Annotated in this window: 22 protein-coding genes and 1 pseudogene; 22 read left to right on the plus strand and 1 reads right to left on the minus strand. The window is 70.7% G+C overall.

Features of this window, described 5'->3' with window-relative positions; translation table 11 throughout:
- The first annotated feature begins 83 nt into the window (after positions 1–83).
- The 12 genes from LY13_RS02915 to folK all read left to right on the plus strand — a co-directional run bounded on the left by LY13_RS02915 (position 84) and on the right by folK (position 11,805).
- Entirely contained in the window at positions 84–1,073 is a 990-nt protein-coding gene (locus LY13_RS02915) for an Rv3626c family coenzyme F420 biosynthesis-associated protein (protein ID WP_253826780.1), read from the plus strand.
- Positions 1,052–2,104, plus strand: a complete 1,053-nt coding sequence (tilS, locus tag LY13_RS02920; protein ID WP_301298342.1) for a tRNA lysidine(34) synthetase TilS — start codon at positions 1,052–1,054, stop codon at positions 2,102–2,104. The genes LY13_RS02915 and tilS overlap by 22 nt, the downstream gene beginning before the upstream one ends.
- 14 nt (positions 2,105–2,118) lie before the next feature.
- Positions 2,119–2,691 carry a hypoxanthine phosphoribosyltransferase gene (hpt, locus tag LY13_RS02925; protein WP_253826563.1) on the plus strand — a complete coding sequence of 191 codons (573 nt, stop codon included), beginning with the start codon at positions 2,119–2,121 and terminating at the stop codon, positions 2,689–2,691.
- 184 nt (positions 2,692–2,875) lie between these two features.
- A complete protein-coding gene (locus tag LY13_RS02930; protein ID WP_253826564.1) occupies positions 2,876–3,244 on the plus strand; it encodes a hypothetical protein in 369 nt (122 codons plus the stop codon).
- A gap of 18 nt (positions 3,245–3,262) precedes the next feature.
- Positions 3,263–4,783 (plus strand): WXG100 family type VII secretion target, encoded by a 1,521-nt coding sequence (locus tag LY13_RS02935; RefSeq protein ID WP_308216253.1) that lies wholly within the window; start codon positions 3,263–3,265, stop codon positions 4,781–4,783.
- Positions 4,784–4,789: 6 nt separating this feature from the next.
- Positions 4,790–5,584: an ESX secretion-associated protein EspG gene (locus LY13_RS02940; RefSeq protein ID WP_253826565.1), complete on the plus strand. Its 795-nt coding sequence runs from the start codon at positions 4,790–4,792 to the stop codon at positions 5,582–5,584.
- Between the two features lie 90 nt (positions 5,585–5,674).
- On the plus strand, positions 5,675–6,463 hold the full coding sequence (locus LY13_RS02945) for an ESX secretion-associated protein EspG (protein WP_253826783.1): 789 nt from the start codon (positions 5,675–5,677) through the stop codon (positions 6,461–6,463).
- 316 nt (positions 6,464–6,779) lie between these two features.
- Positions 6,780–9,281 carry an ATP-dependent zinc metalloprotease FtsH gene (gene ftsH, locus LY13_RS02950; protein WP_253826566.1) on the plus strand — a complete coding sequence of 834 codons (2,502 nt, stop codon included), beginning with the start codon at positions 6,780–6,782 and terminating at the stop codon, positions 9,279–9,281.
- 25 nt (positions 9,282–9,306) lie between these two features.
- Positions 9,307–9,921, plus strand: a complete 615-nt coding sequence (gene folE / locus LY13_RS02955) for a GTP cyclohydrolase I FolE (protein ID WP_253826567.1) — start codon at positions 9,307–9,309, stop codon at positions 9,919–9,921.
- A 35-nt stretch (positions 9,922–9,956) separates the two neighbouring features.
- Positions 9,957–10,757, plus strand: coding sequence for a dihydropteroate synthase (folP, locus tag LY13_RS02960; RefSeq protein WP_253826784.1), 801 nt, complete (start codon positions 9,957–9,959; stop codon positions 10,755–10,757).
- A gap of 78 nt (positions 10,758–10,835) precedes the next feature.
- Positions 10,836–11,234: a dihydroneopterin aldolase gene (folB, locus tag LY13_RS02965; RefSeq protein WP_253826568.1), complete on the plus strand. Its 399-nt coding sequence runs from the start codon at positions 10,836–10,838 to the stop codon at positions 11,232–11,234.
- A 79-nt stretch (positions 11,235–11,313) separates the two neighbouring features.
- Positions 11,314–11,805 (plus strand): 2-amino-4-hydroxy-6-hydroxymethyldihydropteridine diphosphokinase, encoded by a 492-nt coding sequence (folK, locus tag LY13_RS02970; protein WP_253826569.1) that lies wholly within the window; start codon positions 11,314–11,316, stop codon positions 11,803–11,805.
- A gap of 123 nt (positions 11,806–11,928) precedes the next feature.
- On the opposite strand, the gene LY13_RS02975 is transcribed toward folK, so the two are convergent.
- Positions 11,929–12,909: a MerR family transcriptional regulator gene (locus LY13_RS02975; RefSeq protein WP_253826570.1), complete on the minus strand. Its 981-nt coding sequence runs from the start codon at positions 12,907–12,909 to the stop codon at positions 11,929–11,931.
- Positions 12,910–13,272: 363 nt separating this feature from the next.
- Between LY13_RS02975 and LY13_RS02980 the strand changes: the two genes are divergently transcribed.
- The 10 genes and pseudogenes from LY13_RS02980 (at position 13,273) to LY13_RS26125 (ending at position 24,133) form a co-directional block, all read left to right on the plus strand.
- Positions 13,273–13,716 carry a DUF3180 domain-containing protein gene (locus tag LY13_RS02980; RefSeq protein WP_253826571.1) on the plus strand — a complete coding sequence of 148 codons (444 nt, stop codon included), beginning with the start codon at positions 13,273–13,275 and terminating at the stop codon, positions 13,714–13,716.
- A gap of 87 nt (positions 13,717–13,803) precedes the next feature.
- Positions 13,804–16,476: a DUF6779 domain-containing protein gene (locus LY13_RS02985; protein WP_253826572.1), complete on the plus strand. Its 2,673-nt coding sequence runs from the start codon at positions 13,804–13,806 to the stop codon at positions 16,474–16,476.
- A gap of 236 nt (positions 16,477–16,712) precedes the next feature.
- Entirely contained in the window at positions 16,713–17,831 is a 1,119-nt protein-coding gene (locus tag LY13_RS02990) for a PrsW family intramembrane metalloprotease (RefSeq protein ID WP_253826785.1), read from the plus strand.
- A gap of 124 nt (positions 17,832–17,955) precedes the next feature.
- Positions 17,956–18,852, plus strand: a pseudogene (locus LY13_RS02995) (Rossmann-like and DUF2520 domain-containing protein); the annotation flags it as partial.
- A 15-nt stretch (positions 18,853–18,867) separates the two neighbouring features.
- The gene (gene panC / locus LY13_RS03000; protein ID WP_253826574.1) at positions 18,868–19,863 is read left to right on the plus strand and encodes a pantoate--beta-alanine ligase; all 996 of its coding nucleotides are present in this window, start codon (positions 18,868–18,870) and stop codon (positions 19,861–19,863) included.
- Between the two features lie 11 nt (positions 19,864–19,874).
- Positions 19,875–20,390 (plus strand): aspartate 1-decarboxylase, encoded by a 516-nt coding sequence (panD, locus tag LY13_RS03005; protein ID WP_253826575.1) that lies wholly within the window; start codon positions 19,875–19,877, stop codon positions 20,388–20,390.
- A 7-nt stretch (positions 20,391–20,397) separates the two neighbouring features.
- A complete protein-coding gene (locus LY13_RS03010) occupies positions 20,398–21,204 on the plus strand; it encodes a type III pantothenate kinase (RefSeq protein ID WP_253826576.1) in 807 nt (268 codons plus the stop codon).
- A gap of 73 nt (positions 21,205–21,277) precedes the next feature.
- Positions 21,278–22,783, plus strand: a complete 1,506-nt coding sequence (lysS, locus tag LY13_RS03015; RefSeq protein WP_253826577.1) for a lysine--tRNA ligase — start codon at positions 21,278–21,280, stop codon at positions 22,781–22,783.
- Between the two features lie 264 nt (positions 22,784–23,047).
- Entirely contained in the window at positions 23,048–23,398 is a 351-nt protein-coding gene (locus tag LY13_RS03020) for a histone-like nucleoid-structuring protein Lsr2 (protein WP_183649029.1), read from the plus strand.
- A 186-nt stretch (positions 23,399–23,584) separates the two neighbouring features.
- Positions 23,585–24,133 carry a TIGR03086 family metal-binding protein gene (locus tag LY13_RS26125; RefSeq protein ID WP_372493727.1) on the plus strand — a complete coding sequence of 183 codons (549 nt, stop codon included), beginning with the start codon at positions 23,585–23,587 and terminating at the stop codon, positions 24,131–24,133.
- Positions 24,134–24,267 lie beyond the last annotated feature (134 nt).

The raw sequence follows: 24,267 nt of genomic DNA on the forward strand, positions 1-24,267 counted from the left end.
CGTCGGCTGGTGTGAACGCCGAGACGAAGGTAGCGCCCGCGAACCCGCTGGTCGACTGGTCACTGGCGGCGTCGACGGGAGCCATGCTGGCACGCGGCGGACCGTCGGTGTCCCGCGAGGAGGCGGACCGCGCGGTCGCCGACCTGCGCGATCTGACCGTCGACGCGGAGCGCTACGTCCGCGCGCTGACCGGCCTCGGTGAGGGGCTGTCGATACCGCCCGCCACCGTGGTCGACCGGCCCGGCTGGGTGCGTTCGGCGGCCGCGGGGCTCGGGGAGCTGACGAGCCGTGCCGTGCCGCCGGAACGCGGGTCGACACTGTCGTCGCTGGTCGCAGGTGGTGCGGGCGTGCAGACGGGTGTCGTGCTGGCGTTCCTCGGCTCGCGTGTGCTGGGCCAGTACGACCCGTTCGGAGGGCCGGACACCGAGGGTGAACTGGTGCTCGTGGCCCCGAACGTCGTCACGGCACAGCAGGCGATGAACGTGTCGGGCCGCGACTTCCGGCTGTGGGTCTGCCTGCACGAGTGCACGCACCGGTTGCAGTTCACCGCCGTCGACTGGTTGCGCGACTACTTCGCAGGCGAGGTCGGCAAGCTCGTCGGCGGTTTCGCGGGGTCGGACGAGACGGTGGCCGCGACGCTGCAGCGCCTGCCGGAGAACCTGCGCTCGCTGCGCGAATCGGGGTCCCGCGACGTGATGGGTCTCGCCGAGCTGGTGCAGTCGCCCGGTCAACGCGAGGTGTTCGACCGGCTCATCGCTTTGTCGACACTCCTCGAGGGGCACGCGGACTACGTGATGGATGCTGTCGGCCCGGACGTCGTGCCGAGCGTGGCGACGATCCGCAACCGGTTCACGGAGCGTCGCAAGGGCGGCGGTCTGCTCGACCGGCTGCTGCGCGCGCTGCTCGGCGTCGACGCCAAGGTCCGCCAGTACGAACAGGGCGCGGCGTTCACCAAGCACGTCGTCTCCACCGTGGGCATGGCCGGGTTCAACGCCGTGTGGACCTCGCCGGAGACGCTGCCGACCCGCGCCGAGATCAAGGACCCGCAGGCATGGGTGCGGCGGGTTCACTGACCACGGCTGGCGTGAGCGGGTTCCACGCCGTCGCGGCGGTGCGCAAGGCCGTCCGGGACTTCCTGCGCACGGCTCCGCAGGCGCCGGAATCGCTGTGCGTCGCCGTCTCGGGCGGTGCCGATTCGCTCGCCCTCGCCGAGGCGACCGCCTACACGTGCCGCGACCTGCCGGTGACGGCGCTGGTCGTCGATCACGGGCTGCAGGACGGTTCCGACGCGGTCGCGGACAAGGCGGCGGCCACGGCGCGCGAACTCGGCGTCCGCGACGCCCACGTGCTGCCGGTGTCGGTGTCGGGCCCCGGCGGTCCGGAGGCCGCGGCGCGCAGGGCCAGGTACGCCGCGCTGCGGGAGGCCTCGGCGGGTGCGCCGGTGCTGCTCGGCCACACCCGTGACGACCAGGCCGAGACGGTCCTGCTGGGACTCGGTCGCGGCTCGGGGCCGCGATCGATCGCGGGCATGCGCCCGCACGACCCGCCGTGGGGAAGGCCACTGCTCGGCCTGTCGCGGACGACGACGAGGGCGGCGTGTGACGAACTCGGCATCACGCCGTGGCAGGACCCGCACAACGTCGACAGCCGTTACCGGCGCGTGCGGATCCGCGACGAGGCCCTGCCGATGCTGGAAGACGTCCTCGGCGGCGGTGTCGCCGGAGCACTGGCGCGCACGGCGGCGCAACTGCGCGAGGACGTCGACGTGCTCGACGACCTGGGCGAGGAGCTGCTCGCCGCCGCGCTCGCGGAGACACCCGACGGGGCGGAGGCGTCGTCGGACGGCGCTTCGGAACCGGCTGTGCCGGTGCTCGCCGCGGCACCCGCGGCCCTGCGCAGGCGGGCCCTGCGCAGCTGGCTGCTCGGCGCCGGAGTGCGTGAACTCACGGACGCCCACCTGCGGGCCGTGGACGCGCTGATCGCCGACTGGCGGGGTCAGGGCGGCGTATGGCTCCCGGGGGATTTTGAGGCGCGCCGGGCACGTGGAAAGCTCAGGGTCGAACCGGCAGCGGCCGGGAGCATCACGACGTCGGACCACCGCTAGAGGGGACACCTGCCGTGTACGAAGGCGACATCGCCTCCGTCCTCATCACCGAGCAAGAGATCAAGGACAAGATCGCCGAGCTGGCCGAGAAGGTCGCCGCGGACCACACCGCAGGCGACGGTCCGGCGGGCGAGTCGAGCGGCACCGACCTCGTGCTGGTCGGCGTGCTCAAGGGCGCCGTCATGTTCATGACCGATTTCGCGCGAGCACTACCTCTGCCCGCGCAGCTGGAGTTCATGGCCGTGTCGTCGTACGGCTCGTCGACGACGTCGTCCGGGGTGGTGCGGATCCTCAAGGACCTGGACCGCGACATCGCGGGCCGGGACGTGCTCGTCGTCGAGGACATCGTCGACTCGGGCCTGACGTTGTCATGGTTGATGAAGAACCTGACGGCGCGCCACCCACGGTCGCTGAACGTCGTGTCACTGCTGCGTAAACACGAGGCGGTGCAGGTCGACGTGCCGGTGAAGTACATCGGCTTCGATATTCCGAACGAGTTCGTCGTCGGCTATGGTCTGGACTACGCGGAGCGTTATCGTGACCTGCCCTACATCGGGACGCTCGACCCGAAGGTGTACTCCACGTAAGGCGATCCGCTACTCGAGGTGAGCGCATCGCGGCTGGTTCGGTCCACGCGGGTGATGACGGAACCGCGGTTCCTTCGATCGCGTCATACCGAACGCGTTGATGCGTTAACCTAAGCGAAGATTGCAGGTCGGCTGCCGAAAGGCCTGCCGTCGACTCTGAGGGGACGTAGGGAGAGTCTGGAACATGGGGAACAGCAGTCACGCGGACGCGGCGGCGTTCCGCCAGGCGGCGGTCGACGGCCAGGTCGGCATCGACCCGGACCACGCCGAGACGGTGCTGAACAAGCTCCGCACCGGTAAGGACGCGGTCGAGGCGTTGATCCAGAAGTCCGAGGAGCTGGCCACCCCGCCGCAGATCGGCGCGAACCCGGTCGGCAACGCGATGGCCGCCAAGTTCTCCGAACGCGCAGGCGGGCGTGGCGAGTCCTACGCCGACGCGCTCCGGAACCTCTACAACCAGTACGACGAGGCCGAGCAGGCGATCACCACGGCGATGCGCCGCTACCGCGACATCGACGCGGACAACGCCCAGCCGTTCACCGGGCAGCTCTGACACAGGGGGAAGTGAGCAGTGAACATCGACAACGATTCCGGTCTGATCGGTTCCGGCCCGTCCGGTGACGGCGGCGCCGGAGACACGTCGCTGGAAGCGGGTCCCGCCCCGGTCGAGTCGGGGTTCGAGGCCGGTCCGGCCCCGGTGAACTCCGGGCTGACGGGTGGCCCGGCACCGATGACCGGTGCCGGTGCCGGTGACGCGGTGCGGCTCGGCGAGGCCGGCGAGGTCGCCGACATCGTCAACCGTGCCCGTAACCGGCAGGACGGCTTCTCCTACGACGGTGAGCGGGCGATCGCCGACCGGCCCAACTGGGAGGCGCACGAGAGCAAGCAGCTCTACGCCTTCGCGACGGTCAACAACGCGCCGGGCAGTGCCGAGGAGATCGGTAGCTCGTGGGGGCGGCACGGGACGACGCTGCAGCAGGTCTCCGAGGACCTGTACGCCACGATCAGCGAACTCGGCACGGGGTGGGTCGGCCAGGCCTCGGGTGCCGCGCAGGGCGCGCTCGTGGGCATCGCCAACTCCAGCTCGCAGGCGGCGGAGGCCGCCAGGGCGATGGGCAACCGGCTCTCGCAGCAGGCCGCGGCCGCCGCGGAGCTGAAGAAGATGCCGCGGCCGGAGGAGTTCGACCCGGCGTCCGAGACCGCGAACATGCTGGCCATGGGGCCCGCCGCGATGGTCAAGGACATGAAGGAGAAGTTCGACCAGGCGCGTGCGGTCAGGGCGCAGCAGGTGCAGTACCTGAACACCTACACCGCCGCGATGTCCGAGGTCGACAACTCCACGCCGAGCTTCGGCCCCGAGTCGCTGGGCCTGAAGTCGTCGACGAACTCGGGCGGTACGCACCTCTCGTCGGTCGGCGGGCCCGGCCCGGTCGGTTCGGTCGGTTCGGGCGGTGGCGTCGGCCCGGTGGGCGGCGGCCGCGCCGACGGGTTCGCCCTCCACGGCGGCCCCGCGGCGCAGCAGCAGGCGCCGAACGCGCCGCAGGCGCCCCAGCAGCCCGCACCGCAGGCCCCCCAGTCGCCCGCAGCGCAGGCTCCGGCTCAGGGCGCATCCGCGGCGGCCGGGCAGGCGGCCGCTCCGGCGAGCTCCGCGGCGAGCGGCCTCGGTGCGGTCGCGGGTGGTGCGGCTCTCGCCGGTGGTGGCGCCGCCCTCGCGGGCCGCGCGCTGTCCAAGGGCAGCAAGACGAGCGCCTCCGAGAAGGAGCAGGACGCCGAGGGCGCGACGACGGCCCAGGCGCAGCAGGCGGCACAGCCCGCCGCGTCGGTGCAGCAGCCGCAGAACACGGGCATGCCGGGCGCCGGTGGCGTCATCGGTGGCCGCGAGGCCGCCGCGATGAGCCCGGCCGCCACTCCGATGGGTGGAGGTATGGGCGGTATGGGTGCCGCGGGCGCCGCTGCGGGTAATGGTCAGGGAGAAGAGGAGCACACGCACGCGTCGTTCCTCATCGAGGCCGACCCGGACGACGTGTTCGGAGCGAACCAGGCGACGGCGCCGCCGGTGCTCGGCGCCTGGGGCCCGGACGACGAGGAGTGATGACCGTTGGCGGAGCGGCTCACGCCACTGGAGTTCGATTTCCTGTGGGAGTCGTTCGGCGCCGGTGAGCTGCCCTATCCGCTCGAGGTCCGATCGCACGGCGAGACGCTGGAGCAGCGAGCGGCACTGCGGGCGCAGACCCTCGCGCAGCTGGCTGCCCGGGGACTCGTGGACGAGTCCGGCAGGCCCTCGCCGTTGATCGAGGACTGGTTCGGGTGTCTCGCGACGGCCCAGGTGAGCCTGGACTCCGTGCAGGTCGACGCTCCGGACGACGAGCCGCACCTGGCGGTGGCGGCCGCGCTGGGGCCGCAGGGCGTGCTGCTGATCTCCGACTCCGGCGGTTACGTGCTCGACAGGGTTCCGCCGGACGGCCTGGCCAGTGCCGTCGTGGGGCTGCTGCCTGCGGAGCGCCGCGGCGAGGAGAAGTCGATCACGGTGCCGCTCGAACAGCTGCTGTCCGGTTCCGGGGTGGACTTCCTGCAGCGGCGCGGCCCTGCCGGTCCCGACGGCAAGGGCGAGCCGGACGACGACCGGAAGGCCCTCGCACGACTCAACGCGCAGCCGCGGCTGCGGGGAGGTCAGATCGGCGCCAATGCCCGCAACGCGTCGGGCGGCAGGACCCGGATGCCGGTGCTGAGCTGGTTCGACACCGAGTCGGGCCGCTACTTCACGCAGGCCAGCCGCGGCCGGGACGGCCGGGACTGGATCACCATCGCCCCCGCGGACGCCCCCACGTTGCGGCACCGCCTGTCGGAGATGCTCGCCGGTGCGGCCGGCGCCGCGACGACGGCGTCGCTGTGACGACGGACACGCCAGAAGCGCTGACGAGGTCGGTTCATGTTCACGCACCAGACGAGCACCATCACCGGTTCGGGATTGGTCGGGAGGATCGTGCCCACCCAGGAGTTCTTCAGCCCCGTCACGTTCGACTTCCTGTGGGAGCGGATGGGCGCGGGTGAGTTGCCGTACCCGCTGAAGGTCGTCTCGCACGGCGAGACGGAGAGTCAGCGGCGCATTCTGCGCGACCGCGCCGAACAGGAGATCGAGGCCCGTGGCGTCGAGGGCTCGCCGGTCGAGGGCTGGCTCGACCTGCTGGGAAGGGCGTCGATGGCGGTCGACGCGCTGTTCATCCCCGAGTTCCAGCACCCGCCGGTGGGTGCGATCGCCGCGTCCGACGGCAAGCAGGCCGTGCTCGCGATCCAGGACCAGCAGGGTGTGCGGTTGAGCGGCGCCTACCCCGACGGCTTGGCCTCGGCGGTGGTCGACCTGCTCCCGCAGGCGCAGCGCGGCACGGAAGCGTCGATCACGCTGCCGCTCGACGAGGCGTTGCGGGCACGTCCGGACCGGACCGGTGCCCTGGCGGGCAGGGCGGGCGGCGACGCCGACGGCGGCCGCAAGCGCGGCGGCTTCTCCGAGGCTGCGCGGGACCCGCGGGAGGCGTACTCCCAGTTGATCGCCCAGCCGCGGTTGCGGGGCGGTCAGCTCGCAGCGAACAGCAGGGACGAGCTGGGCTACAAACAGCGGTCGGCCGTCCTGGCGTGGTTCGACACGGCGACGGGCCGGTACCTGAGCACCTCCGCTTCCGGTGGCGACGGCAGCGAGTGGGTGACCGTCGCGCCCGCGGACGCGAAAACCCTGCGCAGCCGGCTGGGAGAGCTGCTCGCGGGGGTCTGCCGCTGAGCGCCGTGGCCGCCGTCTCCCGCTTCGCTCGCCCCGGTGGGGAGCGGATCAGGTGACGACGGGCACGCAGCGGGAACATGTGCCGGGCGGTGTCCGTTGACCTATCGATGACGGCTGCGGACGTGGCCGGAGCCGATGCACGGATTTTCCACGAGGATGCCCCGATGGCCCCGTTAACCGGGCGGTACCCTGATAGAACGGCATTCGCCGCGGGAGCGGGAAACCGTGCACCAGCGGGAGTTGACAAGACCGTGACGGCGGAAGTCACCACCCACCGCCTAACCAGGGAGGGTCGAGGCCTCAACGGCCGGATCTAATGGACCGCAAGCGCCTGCTCAAGAACCCACTGCTGTGGATAGTCGCGGTTCTGCTGCTCTATTTCGCGTTCAGCATGCTTTTCGACAGCGACCGTGGTTACACGGCGGTGCCGACCTCGCAGGCCGTGCAGCAGATCGAATCCGGCAACGTCACGGAAGCGAATCTCGAGGACAAGGAACAGCAGCTCAAGCTGCACCTGTCCGAGGGCATCAACGTCGACGGCGAGAACGCCAAGCAGATCATCACGAAGTTCCCGGCCGGGGCTTCGGGGCAGCTGTACAACGTGCTGCTCGACGCCCGCACCGGCGGCGGTGGTGACGGTGGCCAGAGCATCAAGTTCGACACCACGGTCACTCAGGACTCGTTCTTCACCCAGATGCTCATCTACATGATCCCGCTCGGGATCCTGTTGCTGCTGCTGATGTGGATGATGAACAACGCCCAGGGCGGCGGGAACAAGGTCCTCAACTTCGGCAAGTCCAAGGCCAAGCAGCTCAACAAGGACATGCCGACCACGATGTTCCACGACGTGGCGGGTGCCGACGAGGCCGTCGAGGAACTGCACGAGATCAAGGACTTCCTGAGCAGCCCGGGCCGCTACCAGCAGCTCGGCGCGAAGATCCCGAAGGGCGTGCTGCTCTACGGGCCGCCCGGTACCGGTAAGACGCTGCTCGCGCGGGCCGTCGCCGGCGAGGCGGGCGTGCCGTTCTACACGATCTCCGGTTCGGACTTCGTCGAGATGTTCGTCGGTGTCGGTGCCTCCCGGGTGCGTGACCTGTTCGAGCAGGCGAAGCAGAACGCGCCGTGCATCATCTTCGTCGACGAGATCGACGCGGTCGGCAGGCAGCGCGGCGCAGGCATGGGCGGCGGCCACGACGAGCGTGAGCAGACCCTGAACCAGCTGCTCGTCGAGATGGACGGGTTCGACTCGCGCGGGGGCATCATCCTCATCGCCGCGACGAACCGTCCCGACATCCTCGACCCGGCGCTGCTGCGTCCGGGCCGGTTCGACCGGCAGATCCCGGTCGCGGCGCCCGACCTGCGGGGCCGCGAGGCGATCCTCCACGTGCACTCGGCGGGCAAGCCGATGGCCGAGGACGTCGACATGAACGCCCTGGCGAAGCGCACGGTCGGCATGTCCGGTGCCGACCTGGCGAACGTCATCAACGAGGCGGCGCTGCTCACGGCCCGGCAGCACGGCACGGTGATCACGGATACGTACCTGGAGGAGTCCGTCGACCGCGTGGTCGGCGGTCCGGCGCGCAAGAGCCGGATCATCTCCGAGCAGGAACGGAAGATCACCGCGTATCACGAGGGCGGGCACGCCCTGGCCGCGTGGGCGATGCCGGACATCGAGCCGGTGTACAAGCTGACGATCCTGCCGCGGGGCCGCACCGGCGGGCACGCCCTGATCGTGCCCGAGGACGACAAGGACTTGATGACCCGTTCGGAGATGATCGGCAGGCTGGTGTTCGCCATGGGCGGACGCACGGCCGAGGAGCTGGTCTTCCACGAGCCGACCACGGGCGCGTCCTCCGACATCGAGCAGGCCACGAAGATCGCCCGCGCGATGGTGACCGAGTACGGCATGAGTCCGCGGCTCGGTGCGGTCAAGTACGGCCAGGAACAGGGCGACCCGTTCGTGGGCCGTGCCGCGGGTCAGCAGGCGAACTACTCGCTCGAGGTCGCCCACGAGATCGACGAGGAAGTGCGCAAGCTGATCGAGACCGCGCACACCGAGGCGTGGGAGGTGCTCAACACCTACCGCGACGTGCTCGACGAGCTCGTGGTCGAGGTCCTCGACAAGGAGACGCTGCAGCGCCGCGACCTCGAGCGGATCTTCTCGGCCGTCGAGAAGCGGCCGCGGATCACGGTGTTCAACGAGTTCGGTGACCGGCTCCCGTCGGACAAGCCGCCGATCAAGACGCCGCGCGAGCTGGCCGCCGAGCGTGGCGAGCCGTGGCCCGAGCCCGAACCGCCGAGGCAGCCGGAGCCCGCGCCCGTCGCGGCGCCGGCACCCCAGTCGCCGGTGGCCGGCGAGGAACCACAGAGCGGCGAGCTGCCACAGGGTGGCCACCCGCAGGGCGGGGCGCCCCACGGCGCCGCTCCGCAGGGCGGTGCACCTCAGGGCGAGGTCCCTCAGGGGGGACCGCAGGAGCAGCCGAGCCCGGGGTCGTACAACCCCTACGCGCCTCCGTCGGGGTCGAACGGCACGCACGGTCAGAACGGTGGCCAGAACGGCGGTCGGCAGTGGCCGGGACAGTCGCACGGCAACCAGCCCGGCCAGCCGTACGGCAACCAGCCCGCTCAGCCGTACGGCCAGTCCGGGTCGCGGCCCTCGGGCCCACCGAACTACGGTGCGCCTCCCGGGTGGACGCCGGCGACCTCGCCGAACCCGCGGCCGACGCGGCCGTGGGCCCAGCCGAACCCGAACCCCCAACCGCAACAGCGCCCGCAGGACGAGGGCGGCTCCGACGAGCAGGACGGTCACCATCGCTAGCGAGATCTCCGGGAACGGGTACGCGGTGGTCGACGAGGACAGCGTCGACGCACCGCGTGCCACGGGCCGGTCGTTCGATCAGGCGCGCGCGGAGGCGGCCGTGCGGGAGCTGCTGCTCGCGTGCGGCGAGGATCCCGACCGCGACGGGTTGAAGGAGACGCCCGCGCGGGTCGCGCGGGCGTACCGCGAGATGTTCGGCGGGCTGTACAACGACCCGGACCACGTGCTGGACCGGACGTTCGACGAGAGCCACGAAGAGCTCGTACTGGTGACCGACATCCCGCTGTTCAGCCAGTGCGAACACCACCTGGTGCCGTTCCACGGGGTCGCACACGTCGGCTACATCCCGAACGCGCAGGGCAAGGTGACGGGGCTGTCGAAGCTGGCCCGGCTGGTCGACCTGTACGCGAAGCGGCCGCAGGTGCAGGAGCGGCTGACGACCCAGGTCGCGGACGCACTGGACCGCAAGCTCAACCCCCGCGGCGTGATCGTGGTGATCGAGGCCGAGCATTTGTGCATGGCCATGCGGGGTATCCGCAAGCCGGGTGCACGCACCACGACGTCGGCGGTTCGCGGGATCATGGAACGTTCGGCGACCTCGCGTGCCGAAGCGTTGCAGTTGATCAAGGGGAACCGGTGAACTCGCGCATTCCTACGGCGGACCGCTGTGTGGTGATGGGCGTCCTCAACGTGACGCCCAATTCGTTCTCCGACGGCGGCAAGTACCTCAGCCGCGAGGACGCGCTCGCCCATGCGCACGCCATGTGGCGGCGCGGTGCCGACATCATCGACGTCGGCGGTGAATCGACCCGGCCCGGTTCCGAGCGTGTGGACGCCGACACCGAACTGGCGCGGGTGGTGCCGGTGGTGCGGCAGCTCGCCGCCGACGGCATCCCGCTGTCGGTCGACACGACGCGTGCCACCGTCGCCGAGGCCGCCGTCGAGGCGGGCGCGCAGATCATCAACGACGTCTCGGGCGGTCTGGCCGACCCGGACATGACGAAGGTCGCGGCCCAGACGGGGGCCCCGTTCGTCGTCATGCACTGGCGCGGTCACAGCAAGGACATGAACGCCCTCGCCGAGTACACCGACGTGGTGGCCGAGGTGCGGGACGAGCTGCGTGCGCGAATCGACGAAGCCCTGGCGGCGGGCGTGCCGGCCGACTCGATCGTCCTCGACCCGGGGCTGGGATTCGCCAAGCGTGCCGAGCACGACTGGGCCTTGCTGCAGCGGCTCGACGAGTTCATCGACATGGGCTTCCCCGTGCTTGTGGGCGCGTCGCGGAAACGGTTCCTCGGTGCGTTGCTGGCCGACGCCGAAGGCGAGCCGCGGCCCGCGTCGGGCAGGGAGGTCGCGACGGCGTCGATCTCGGCACTGTCCGCCGCGGCGGGCGCGTGGGGCGTGCGGGTGCACGACGTCGGCGCGTCGCTCGACGCCGTGACGGTCGCCGCCGCCTGGGCCCGGGGAGGACGCTGAACCGTGCCGGACAGCCCCGCGTCGGACGACCCTGTGCCGTCGAGCCCTGCGCGGTCCAACACTGCGCGGTCCAACACCGTGCAGTCCAACCCTGCGCCGTCGAGCCCTGCGCCGCAGGCCCGCGACCGCATCACGCTGACCGGCCTGCGCGTGTTCGGCAGGCACGGCGTGTTCGACCACGAGAAACGGGACGGCCAGGAGTTCGTCGTCGACATCACGGCGTGGCTGGACCTGACCGGTGCCGCGGCGTCGGACGAGCTGACGGAGACGCTGCACTACGGTGAGCTGGCCCAGCTGGCCGCCGACATCGTGGGCGGCGAGCCCTACGACCTCATCGAGAGCGTCGCGGGCCGGATCGCCGACGAGGTGATGACCGACGAACGGCTGTCGGCGGTCGAGGTGACCGTCCACAAACCCGCGGCGCCGATCCCGCTGACGTTCGCCGACGTCGCGGTGACCTTCGGAAGGACCCGTTGACCCCCGCCGTGCCCCCAAGGGCACTTTGGTTGCATTCAATGCAACCAAAGTGCCCTTGGGGGCGTCCGGGAGGTGCGCGATGAGCCGGGCCGTGTTGTCGCTGGGGTCGAACCTCGGCGACCGGTCGGCGTACCTCCGGCTGGCCGTCGACGGACTGCGTGACTCGCTCGTCGCGGTGTCGAGCGTGTACGAGACCGCGCCGTGGGGCGTGACCGACCAGCCGGACTTCCTCAACGCGGTGTGCATCGTGGACGACCCGGCGCGCGACCACTGGGCGTGGCTTCGCGCCGGGCAGGCCCTCGAACGCGAGGCCGAGCGCGTCCGCGAGCAGCGATGGGGGCCGCGCACGCTCGACGTCGACGTGGTGGCTGTCGACGACGTGCGCTCGGCGGATCCGGAACTGCTGCTCCCGCACCCTGGAACGGCCGAACGGGCCACGGTGCTGATCCCGTGGCTCGAGATCGACCCGGACGCCGACGTCCCGGGCGTGGGACGGGCCGATGCGCTGTTGGCGGCCCTGCCTGCGGCGGACAAGAACGACGTCCGCCGCAGACCGGACCTCTCCCTGTAACCCGAGCCGTGTTTCCGGGGCCCGTGTTGCGGTTTCCGGGGCGTGTGTTGCGCCCTCGGGGGCGCGTGTTGCGGTTTCCGGAGGTCGTGTTGCAGCCGACCGCCGACCCCGCGGCCCAGCCGGTTACGCCGTGGCACGGACCGCGGCGACGATCCACTTCGTCGCCGCGACGCGGCTGGGGACGGGCGGCCAGCCGTTGATGATCGCCAACAGCTGCCAGTAGCGCTCGGCCCGAGCGTCTCCGCCCGCGTCGATCTGGCCCGCCAGCCACCTGCGGTACTCGGGGCTGTCGGTCGGTTCGGGAACGCCGTCACCGACGAACCACGCCGACGTGTCGGCCTCGCCGAGCGAAGCCCGCACGATCTCGTCGGCCAGGCCCTTGCCCTCGGCCGAATCGGGCGACAAGCCGGAGTCGGCGAACCCCTGAGCCCTTGCATGCCAGTCTTCCCAACGTGCCTGCTGGCCCCGCGAGAACGCGTCGATGTCGTGACCCGCCTCGCGCCGCTGCGCCTGCTGCTCGCTCATGCCCCGGATCAGCGCCCGGAACTCGGCGTCGGACACAAGCTCGGCGAACTCGATCCATGCCTCCAGCTGTTCCGGAGCCGGATCGTCGGGCAGCTCGGGCTTGGCCGACCGCATCCACGCGTAGAACTCCGTGTCGACGTCCAGGCCCGCGGTGACCTCGTCCCAGAACTCGTCGACGAGCCGTTTCCGCTCCTCGTCCGACATCGATGCCAGCTTGTTCATCAGTTCCACCTCTTCCAACTCGGATTCACGGTTCGCGACCGCCCGCAGCACGGCCCTGCGGTGGCGCAGCTCGCGCAGCCGGTCGTCGAGCGCCGTCACGTGCGCCTTCGCCAGCTCCGCGACCGTCGACGCCCCCGCCAGCACCCGCTCGATGTCGGCCAGGGCGAGGCCGAGCTCGCGCAGCGTGCGCACGAGTTCGAGCCGCGCCAGGGCGGTGACGTCGTAGAGCCGGTAGCCGGCCGCGGTGCGGTCGCTGGGAGGCACGAGACCCTCGTCGGAGTAGAACCGGATCGTCTTCACCGGCAGGCCGGTCCGCCGTGCCAGTTCGCCGATCGTGAATCGTCCCGATGGGGTCATGTCCGCCTCCACGAATCCGAGCCTCGAGGCTCCAGTCGGTGGAGAGTCAACACCGTATCCGTATCCCGTGCCGAGTTGCAGGAATGCAGAACACTCGCAGCCCGGTGCAGGAAGCGCGAGTCCGGTTGCAGGCCACGCGGGACTGGTTTCCCGGGATCCCGCAACACCGTCCCTTGAATCCGCAACACGGGCCCCGGAAACACAGTCGCGCGGCAGCGCGTCGACGAGGGGCGGCGGTCGGGCGACGGGCGGGAGCAACACGGGCCCCGTGGGAACGCAACACGGCCACCGGAACCTGCAACACGGGCCCGTGGGAACGCAACACGGGCACCTGGGAACACAGGGGGCCAGTACGGTGGGGCCATGCACTTCACGCGCCCTCGCGAGCTGGTCGTCGCCGGGCTGGTCGGGCTCGTCGCGGTGTATCTGCTCTTCGAGTTGGCGTACGGGCAGTTGCCGAGCCTGCCGACTCTCGCGGGCGCGACGTTGCTCGTGCTGGCCGCGATCGAGACGGTTCTGGCGTTCGTGGTGCGGTCCCGAATCCGCGAGGGACGGGTGATCACGGGACTCGGGATCGCCCGTGCCGTCGCGCTGGCGAAGGCGTCCTCGCTTCTCGGGGCGCTCATGCTCGGCGCGTGGCTCGCGGGTGTGGCCTTCCTCGCGCCGCAGGCGAGCGACATCACGGCAGCTGCCGACGATCTGCCCGCCGCGGTGATCGGAACGGCGTGCGCTGCGCTGTTGATCGGCGCGGCCCTGTGGCTCGAACACTGTTGTCGCGCACCGGATACCGGCGACCGCGACGAGTGATCACCAGCGACCGGTCAGCGATCAGAACCTGCCGCTCGAAGTACCGACGAGGTCACGATCAGGCAACCGGAAGGTACGGTATCCGGCATGACTGGCGAGGGTGAGGACGAGCCCGGCCGCAGATCGGGCGGCCGACTGTGGCCGGCCGTGGGCGTGCTGCTCGCGCTCGGCGCCACCGTCGCACTGATCCTGGCAGAGGACATGCGGCTGCTGCGATTGGGCATTCTGGCCGCGCTCTGGGCCGCACTCATCGGCACGTTCCTCGCGACGCGTTATCGCAAGAAGGCAGCGGAAACCGAGGTGGCCGCATCCAAGGCACAGGAGATCTACGAGCTCGAACTGGAGCGTGAGGTCGCCGCCCGGCACGAGTTCGAGCTCGAGGTGGAGGCCGACACCAGGGAGCGTGTCGAGGACGAGTCGCGCGCCGAACTCGAGGCGCTGCGCGCCGAGGTCTCCTCCCTCAGGGAGAGTCTCCAGTCTCTTTTCGGCGGTGAGGTGATGTGGGAGCGCATCGCACTCACCGCACAGTCGACGCGGATGCGCTCGTTCGGTGACGAGCACCCTGTCGTCACCGCCGGTGAGAGCCCGGAGAAGCCCCGGCTGACGGCGGGCCGCGCCGAGAATCCCACCGAGTTCATCGGCAGGGTCGTCGACGCCGACGGCGGCGACGCGGGTGCCATCGCCAGGGCCATCGGCACGGCGAGCGGCACGGCGAGCGGCAACGGCGACGTCGCCGACGCGTTCGGCGGCGGCAACGGCTCGTCGCGCGGCGCCGCGGCGAAGGCCACTGCCGCCCAGAACACCGCGGCGCCCCAGAACACGGCGGCGCCCCAGAACACCGCCTTCCGCAACGGGTCGTCCTCGGGCAGCACGGCGTCGAACGACGCCGGGTCCGATGCCCCGGCCAGGAACGGCTCCTCCGGAGCCGCGGCCAACGGCGCTACCTCGAACGGCGCGGCCTCGAACGGGGCGGTGCCCCACGGCCGGCCGTCGCGCGGTTCGGCGGGCGGTGCGATGCGGAACGGTGCGGCCGCGAACGGCGCCGCACCGAACGGCGCCGCACCGAACGGCGCCGCACCGCACGGGCCTGCGGCGACCGGGCCTGCGGCGAACGGGGCGGACCCGCGGCAACGGTCCGGTCGCGGCGAGGAAGCGGCTGAGTCGACGGCATGGTTCGCACCACCCGTGGACACCGCCGACGCAGACACCGACGACACCGACGACACCGACGACGCCGAGTTCGACGAGTACGGCGGCCCCATCGACGAGTCCGACACCGACCGCGCACCGGCTCCCGCACCGTCGGCCGATCCGCGGGCCGCACCCCGCAAGGCGCGTGGTCCCCAGCGGCGTCCCCAGCAGGCCGGGTCTCCGCCGGTGCCGCCGCAGCAACGCCCCGCCGCCCCGCAGCAGCCACAGGACACGCGGGCCCGCGCCGCGCAGTCCCGATCTCCGCAAGCCCGGAACCCGCAGTCCCAGAACCCGCAGTCCCGGGATCCGCAGGCGGGTGGCCAGCAGCAGGGCAGCGGACAGCGTGCGGGTACACCCGGCACTCGGACGCAGGTCGCGCCGAGGATGTCGAGGGCGTTCGACGACGGTGAGGTCGACGACGAGCAGGCCGACGCCGACGGGCGTGCCGGCGGCCCGCCGGGCCCCGGCGGCAGCGGCGACGAGCGGGGTGCCGCACGGTCCGCCGCGGCAGGTGGGCCCGACGAGGATCCGACGCGCCGCGTGCGTGCCCGTGAAGCCGCGGCGGCGAAGGAACGTTTCCGTCCTGCTCAGCGGGCGGGAGCGTCGCAGACACCCGCGTCGTCGCAGACACCCGCAGCGTCGCAGACACCCGCAGCATCGCAGGCAACCGCGGCGGCGCAGCCAACAGCGCAGGCGCAGGCTGCGGCCCAGGCGCAGGCTGGCAGGCAGGGCGCGAAACCGTCCCAGCAGGAGGCCGGCCGTCCGGTCCCGCCGCGGGCGGCGGATTCGCGGCCCGCGCAGCAGCCCGCAGGCCCGCCGAACCAGCCGGGCGGAGACCGCGGTGGTCCCGACCAGCGTGGTTCCGACCAGCGGGGCGGCGATCCGGTCGCCGCCACGGCCCAGCAGCCTGTGCACCCCGCACGTCCCGGCTCGGCGGCGCAGGGCCGACCTGCCGGATCACCCTCACGGCCGAACGAATCCCGCGGCGAGGGTCAAAATCGACGTGACGTTGACCTCACTCGGGCGAGTGAAGCGAACGAGCGTGGGCGTTCTGCCTCGCAACCTGGGGCTTCGGCCGGTCAGGGCATGGACAGGACCGCATCACAGACCGCTTACGCTCAGACACCCGAGACAGACTCCGGAGCGCCTGCGCGTGATCCGCGCGCCGGCGCTCCGAAGGCCGCCGAGCCGGCACCCGAGGTGGCTCCGGCGGAACAACCGATCGTGAAGGGACCCCTTCCACCCATGTCTTACCCCGAGCAGCCCGCCGGCGCGGCCGACTCGACCGAGGCCTCCGGCGAGGATTCCGTCGTCAACCCGACGCTGCCGCCCGAGGTGCGCGATCTCGCGCGCAAGCCGGGTGGTCGCCGTCGGCGTGCCGAGCCGGACGAGGAGGAGCCGCAGGGCGAGCAGGCGGCCGAGTCCGGCGGAGGTCGTCGTCGTGCTCCGGACCCCGAGGACGGCGAGCCGACGGGTTCGCACTCCTCCGGCCGTTCGGTGAGCGAGCTCCTCGCCGCTTACGGAACGGGCGACGCGACTCCGCGCCGTCGCCGTCGCGCCGAGGAGTGAACCTCCCGCATTCCGCGTCCTCCGAGGTTCCGTGGCCGCCGTTCGAGGCGTGACAGGCGTCGAGGCGTGACAGAGGAGCCCCGGAGGGCGTCGTCTTCCTGGCAACCCGGGCATTCGTGACATTCCGCGCATAAGGCTTGCGCCGATCCGTGTCCCTCGCCCGGGTGTCGGGGTCGGCTACTACCCTGCGCGGCGTGAACGGAGCGGCGACCGTCGTGCGGCACGCCCGGCGGAACATGACACGTCTGGTCACCGTGCTGGTGCCGGTGACCGGCATGGTCGCGGTCGCGATCTGCGGCCTGATCGTGTTCGGCCTGGTCACCGTCCGGGCGGGAGCGCTTCCCGTGATCGTGGGCGTGATCGCAGCCGTGGTGCCGGTCTCGATCGTCACGGCCGCGCTGCTGTGGGTGGACCGGTGGGAGCCCGAGCCCGCCAAGTACCTGCTGTTGACCTTCCTGTGGGGCGCGTGCGTGGCGACGCTGCTGGCGCTGTTGGTCAACGACACCGCCAAGAGCGTCGGCGACTATCTCCTCGGCTTCGAGGGCGGCAACAGGATCGCCACCGTCATCTCCGCGCCCCTCGTGGAGGAGGCGATCAAGGCGGTGCCGCTCGTGGCCGTGCTGTGGCATCGGCGGAGCGAGTTCAACGGCGTCGTCGACGGCATCGTCTACGCGGGGTTCAGCGCTGCGGGGTTCGCGTTCACCGAGAACGTCTACTACTTCGCGAGCGCGTTCAACGAGGCCGGCTTCGGCGACGGCATGTCCTCGGGTGTCCTCGCGGCGTTCACGCTGCGCGGCGTGATGTCACCGTTCGCGCATCCGCTGTTCTCCGTGGTCATCGGCATCGGCGTGGCGCTGACGGTGCAGAAGCGCTACTACGGCGCAGCCCGGTTCATACTGCCGGTGGTCTCCTACATCGGGGCCGTGTGCCTGCACGCGCTGTGGAACGCCGCGGCGACCCTCGGCGGGGCGCACACGTTCCTCAACGTCTACTTCCTGATCATGGCGCCGCTGTTCATCGGGGTCGGCCTGATCGTGGTGTGGCAGCGGCGCCGGGAGCAGCGCGTCGTCGCCGGGGCACTGCCCGCGATGGCCCGCCGCGGCTGGATCGCACAGTCGGAGATCGACCTGCTGGCGGACCTGGCCGCGCGGCGGCGTTGGCGCAAGCAGGCGCGCCGCGAGTCGGGTTCCGAGGCCGCGAGAGCCGTGGGCGACTACCAGGCCGCCGTGACCGAGTTGGCGTTCCTGCGCCGCAGGGGAGTCACGACGGACGACGAACGCGCACGTCACGACGACCTGCTGGCCGAGGCCAGGCAGACGAGAGCCGACGCCGTGAGCCTCGCGCGCACCGGGTGAAGCGTGTCACCCGAGCGCGTGACGGAATGCGGATTGCCGCTACGCTCGCGGTGTCGTCTGGTACCCGCGACGAGGTCGGGACTGGAACGAGTTTGGGGAGTTTTGCGGCCATGAGCCTCCGAAGGGGCGCGCGATGACGCGGCCCGCCCGCCTCTCGGTGGGCGTCGTGTCGGCGGGACGTGTCGGCAGTGTTCTCGGTGCGGCACTGACTCGCGCCGGACACGCCGTGACCGCGGTCAGTGCGGTGTCGGACGCCTCCGTCCGCCGCGCCGAACAGCTGCTGCCGGACGCCGAGATCCTGCCGCCCGACGAGGTCGCCCGCCGCGCCGACCTGGTGTTGCTGGCGCTGCCGGACGACGTCCTCGAACCCATGACCACAGGTCTGGCCGGTGCGGACGCGCTGCGTCCCGGCCAGATCGTCGTGCACACGTCCGGCGCCCACGGGGTAGGCGTGCTCCGTGCCGCCGCCGACGCGGGTGCCCTGCCGTTGGCGCTGCATCCGGTCATGACCTTCACGGGCCGCGCCGAGGACGTGGAGCGGCTGACCACGGCCAGTATCGGCATCACCGCGGCGTCCGGTGACGACGCGGCCTGGCACGTCGGCGAGGCACTGACGGTCGAGATGGGTGCCGAGCCGGTGCGGGTTCCCGAGGCCGCCCGCCCGATCTACCACGCGGCGTTGGCTCACGGCGCGAATCACCTGGCCACGATCGTCGCCGACAGTGTCGACCTGCTCGCCGACGCAGGCGTCGACCACCCGGACCGGGTCGTGGCGCCGTTGCTGTCGGCCTCGCTCGACAACTCCCTCCGCCACGGCGGCCGCGCGCTCACCGGGCCGGTGGCGCGCGGCGACACCGGAACCGTGACCGAGCACCTGCGGGTGCTGGCGGAACGGGCCCCCGACGTCGCACCCACCTACGCGGCGCTGGCTCGCCGCACGGTGGCGCGGGCGAAGCTCGCGGGGCTGCTCGGCGACGACGCGGCAGCCGAACTGGAAAACCTCCTCGACAACCGATCGTGACAGGCAGCGAACCCCATGACTTTCCCGAAGAACACGCCGAAGTTCACCCGAGGCGAGCTGAACGTCTACCGCAGGCCCACCGAGGTGTCGCAGGTGACGGCAGCGCTGCGCGGAGTGGGCCGCAACGTCGCGCTGGTGCCCACGATGGGTGCGCTGCACGACGGGCATCGTGAGCTGATCCGCAGGGCCAAGCGGTTGCCGAACACGGTCGTCGCCGTGTCGATCTTCGTGAACCCGTTGCAGTTCGGCGAGGGTGAGGACTTCGACGCCTACCCGCGCAGCCTCGACCAGGACCTCGACACGCTGCGGGAACTCGGCGTCGAGCTCGTGTTCGTCCCCGAGGTCGAGGACCTGTACGGCGAGTCGGGCGTCGCAGTGACGCTCGACCCCGGCCCGCTCGGCGCCGAGCTCGAAGGCGAGATGCGGCCGGGGCACTTCGGCGGCATGCTCACCGTGGTGGCCAAGTTGCTGAACATCGCACGCCCGCACTACGCCTTCTTCGGGGAGAAGGACTATCAGCAGCTGGTCCTGGTCAAGCGCATGGTCGCGGACCTGAACATGGAGACGCGCATCGTCGGGGTGCCGACGGTGCGGGAGGACGACGGGCTGGCCCTGTCGTCGCGGAACGCATATCTGTCCGAAGAGGATCGACGCAGTGCCGCCGTCCTGTCGACCGCCTTGGGGATGGGCGTGAACGCGGGAGCCGACGGTGCGGAGGCGGTGCTCGAGGCCGCGCGCAGGGAACTGGCGGCGCATCCGGAAATCGAGATCGAATACTTGGAGTTGAGGGGAACCGATCTGGGGCCCGCACCCGTCGATGGTGAGGCGAGGTTGTTGATCGCGGCCAGGCTCGGCCGGACCAGGCTGATCGACAACACGCCGGTACCGCTCGGTGCCGCCGCCGCAGGACTGGGCGACGACCAGGACGAGGCGGAACACGACGACGTGGCAGGCGACGACGGCCGCAACGCCGCCCCAGCGGGAACAACTCCGTCTCAGCAGGGGTACTAAGGGAGTCGAAGATGTACCGCACCATGCTCAAGTCGAAGATCCACAGAGCCACGGTGACGCAGGCCGATCTGCACTACGTGGGCTCGGTGACGGTGGACGAGACCTTGATGGAGGCCGCCGACCTGCTGCCGGGCGAGCTCGTGGCCATTGTGGACGTCACGAACGGAGCGCGGCTCGAGACGTACGTCATCCCGGGCGAGCGTGACAGCGGGGTGCTGGGCATCAACGGCGCTGCGGCGCACCTGGTGCACCCGGGCGACATCGTCATCCTCATCGCCTACGGCCAGATGGACGACGCCGAGGCCAGGACGTTCCGGCCGCGCGTGATCTTCGTCGACGCCGACAACCGCATCGCCGACCGCGGCGCCGACGCGGGCCACGCCCCGGAGGGCTCCGGCCTCGTCTCCGGGGCCCTGCCGATCGACGACACCGGGCACGCCTTCATCGAGGGCGAGCTGCCCGCGTTCCCGGTCGCCGAGACCGCCGATGCCGCCCGCCTCGACGCCCTGCTGTACGCGGAGAGCTGAGACTCGCGTGCTGCTCACCATCGACGTCGGGAACACCAACATCTCGCTCGGTCTGTATCCCGAGGAGGGTTCCCGCGTCGAACTGGTGCGCGACTGGCGCATGCGCACCGACGCACAGATCACCGCCGACGAGCTGGCGTTGACCATGCGCGGCCTGCTCGGCGAGCACGCCGACCGGGTCACGGCGATCAGCGCGTTGTCGACCGTGCCCGCCGTGCTCCGCGAGCTACGGGTGATGCTCGGCCGCTACTACGCCGACGTGCCCACAGTGGTCGTCGAGCCGGGCGTGCGCACCGGCGTCCCGCTGCACGTCGACAACCCGAAGGAGGTCGGGGCGGACCGGCTGGTCAACACGCTGGCCGCCTACCACCTGTGCGGCTCCGCCTGTGTGGTCGTCGACTTCGGCACGTCCACGAACGTCGACGCCATCTCGGCGAAGGGTGAATTCCTCGGCGGTGCGTTCGCCCCGGGGATCGAGATCTCGGTCGACGCGCTCGCGGCGCGCGCCGCGGCGCTGCGGAAGGTCGAATTGACCCCGCCCCGTTCGGTGATCGGGAAGACCACCGTCGAATGTCTTCAGTCCGGCATTCTGTTCGGTTTCGCGGGTCAGGTCGACGGCCTCGTCCGACGGATCTCGAAAGAGCTGGGCGACGGCCCCGTCGAGGTGATCGCCACGGGTGGTCTCGCACCGCTCGTGCTGGGCGAGTCCGAGACCATCACCGAGCACCGGCCCGACCTGACGCTGCTGGGTCTCAAGCTCGTCCACGAACGGAATGCCGAACGCGGAACCGGCCGCTGTTCAGGACGGAAATAGCAGTCCGCATCCGCTCGGCGGATGACAGGAGCCGGTTCACGACCTCGCACGGGCCATTCGTACGCTGGTGCGCATGAGCGATATCCCGGAACACTCCCAGAGCGACGACGACCTGCCGGAGCAGCTGCGGGTGCGCCGGGACAAGCGTGATCGCCTGCTCGCCGGCGGCACCGAGCCGTACCCCGTCGAGGTGCCGCGTACGCACACGCTCGCGCAGGTGCGCGCGGCCCACCCCGACCTGCCCGCGGACACGCAGACAGGCGACATCGTGGGCGTGACCGGCCGTGTCATGTTCATGCGCAACACCGGCAAGCTGTGCTTCGCCACGCTGCGTGAGGGCGACGGCACGGAACTGCAGGCGATGCTGAGCCTGGCCAACGTCGGCGAGGAGTCGCTGTCGGCGTGGAAATCGGACGTCGACCTCGGCGACCACGTGTTCGTCCACGGCGAGGTGATCACCTCCAAGCGTGGCGAACTGTCGGTCATGGTCGATGCGTGGCAGCTCACCTCGAAGGCGATGCGCCCGCTGCCCGTCGCGCACAAGGAGATGTCGGAGGAGTCGCGGGTCCGGCAGCGTTACGCCGACCTGATCGTGCGCCCGCGGGCCCGTGAGGTGGTGCGCACGCGCGCGAACGTGTTGCGCGCGCTGCGTGATTCCTTCCACGGCCGCGGATTCACCGAGGTCGAGACGCCGATGCTGCAGACGCTGCACGGCGGGGCCTCGGCCAGGCCGTTCACGACCCATTCCAACGCCTTCGACATGGACCTCTACCTCCGCATCGCCCCGGAGCTGTATCTGAAGCGGTGTGTGGTCGGCGGTATCGAGAAGGTCTTCGAGATCAACCGCAACTTCCGGAATGAGGGCAGCGACTCGTCCCATTCCCCCGAGTTCGCGATGCTCGAATACTACGAGGCGTATGCGACGTACGACACAATCGCGGACCTGACGAAACAGCTCGTCCAGGAAGCCGCCGAGGCCGCATTCGGTTCACAGATCGTCACGCTCCACGACGGAACGGAGTACGACCTCTCGGGCGAGTGGGCGTCGATCACAATGTACGAGTCGCTCTCCGAAGCGCTCGGTGAGGAAGTCACGCCGGAAACGACGGCCGAGAAACTGCACGCCGTCGCCGAGGCGCGCGGCATCGAGGTCGATCCGAAGCTCACCCACGGCAAGCTGGTGGAAGAACTGTGGGAGGAGCTGGTCGGCGACCATCTGTACGCGCCGACATTCGTGCGCGACTTCCCCGAGGAAACCTCGCCGCTGACTCGTGCGCACCGGACCAAGCCCGGGATCGCGGAAAAGTGGGACCTGTACGTGCGGGGATTCGAGCTGGCCACCGGCTACTCGGAACTGGTCGATCCGGTCATCGAGAGGGAGCGGCTGACCGCCCAGTCCACGCTGGCGGCGGGCGGCGACGAAGAGGCCATGCAGCTCGACGAGGATTTCCTTCGGGCGCTCGAGTACGGAATGCCGCCCACCGGTGGTGCCGGAATGGGAGTGGACCGGCTGCTCATGGCCCTCACCGGCCTCGGTATCCGGGAAACCATCCTGTTTCCGCTGGTCCGGCCCGAATAGTTTCGATCCGCAGGTGGGGATGGGAGGCGAGGTGAAGTCGTCTCCCATCCATCGGGAAACCCGACAAAACTCGGGCGTCTGATTTGCTTTTATGAGTTCGCGGGGGTATTACTGTCAGCAGTTCCCCGACTTTGCCTCATGGGGACCGCTCGCCCGGCCGGATCGACAAGCCGGTTCGGTTGTACGGTTCGATGAGGTTTCCGGCACCGATGGGGATCGGCGGTCCCATCGGTCTATCGCAGGTTTCACAGGAGGAAAGCAAGGATGGCGCAGAAAGTTCTCGTCTCCCTCGTCGACGACCTTGACGGGTCGGAGGCGGAAGAGACCGTCGAGTTCGGTCTGGACGGTGTGACGTACGAGATCGACCTCTCGGCGGAAAACGCCGAGGAATTGCGTGACGCGCTCGCGCAGTACGTCGAACACGCCCGTCGGGCCGGTGGTCGCAAGCGCACGACCCGTGCCACCGCATCGAAGCCGCAGGCGGGCCGCAGTGCCGCGGTCGACCGTGAGCAGAACCAGGCCATTCGCGCCTGGGCTCGCAAGAACGGTTACGACGTTTCCGACCGCGGTCGTATCCCGTCCGAGGTCGTCGACGCCTACCACCGCAAGAACTGAGTGGGCATTCCCGGACGCCGCGCAGCAGCTCCGCGTTCGAACGAGCCTTCGAAGGGCCTCCCGGTGTCGCAACCGGGAGGCCCTTCGTATTTGTGACGACGGTTACCCGCGGCCGCGCCCGTTCGGGTGATTCACCCTTCGTGATCGGTGGTGGCGCCGACGGCCGTGCTGCGGTTCGATGGCCGCATGACCGACAACGACACAGTCGCCGGTGCCCTCCCGGTCGCCGCGCGTGAACTGGTCGACGTGCTCGCCGGAATCTCCGACGCCGAGACGTCCCGTCCCACGCCGTGTGCCGATTTCACGGTCGCCGACCTGCTCGAACACCTGCGGTACTGGGGTCCCGGCCTGCTCGCGGCCTCTCCCGCGGGTGCGGCGCCCGCCGACGACACGGACCTCGCCGCGCTCACGGAACGGTTGGGCGAGGCGTGGGGTGACCCGGCCTCGTGGGAGGGGACGGCTTCGATCGCCGGATCCGAGCTGCCGCGGTCGATGGTCGGCCGGATGGTGCTGGCCGAGTTCGTGGTGCACGGCTGGGACCTCGCGACGGCGGCGAATCCCGGTGGCGGGTGGGCCTCGTCCGTCGCGGGCGAGGCCGTCGACGTGCTGAGCGGGATGGCCGAGCAGGGCAGGCGGATGGGCGCGTTCGGCCCGGAGGTCGAGGTCCCCGCGTCGGCACCGGCGATGGACAGGGCCCTGGGGCTGGCGGGCCGGGATCCGGCTTGGCGGCCCTGACCGGGTGGACCGGCCGAACCGGTTCGTGGGCGTGGCCGCTGCGGGTGAGTCGTGCGGGCCCGCGCCCGCTCTAGTTGTCGTGGTTCTGATCCCCGTGGTGGCGGTCGCTGCTGCAGTGCCGGTGTCGACGGCGC

Origin of the sequence: Prauserella aidingensis (assembly GCF_024171865.1) — a bacterium.
Taxonomy (GTDB): domain Bacteria; phylum Actinomycetota; class Actinomycetes; order Mycobacteriales; family Pseudonocardiaceae; genus Prauserella; species Prauserella aidingensis.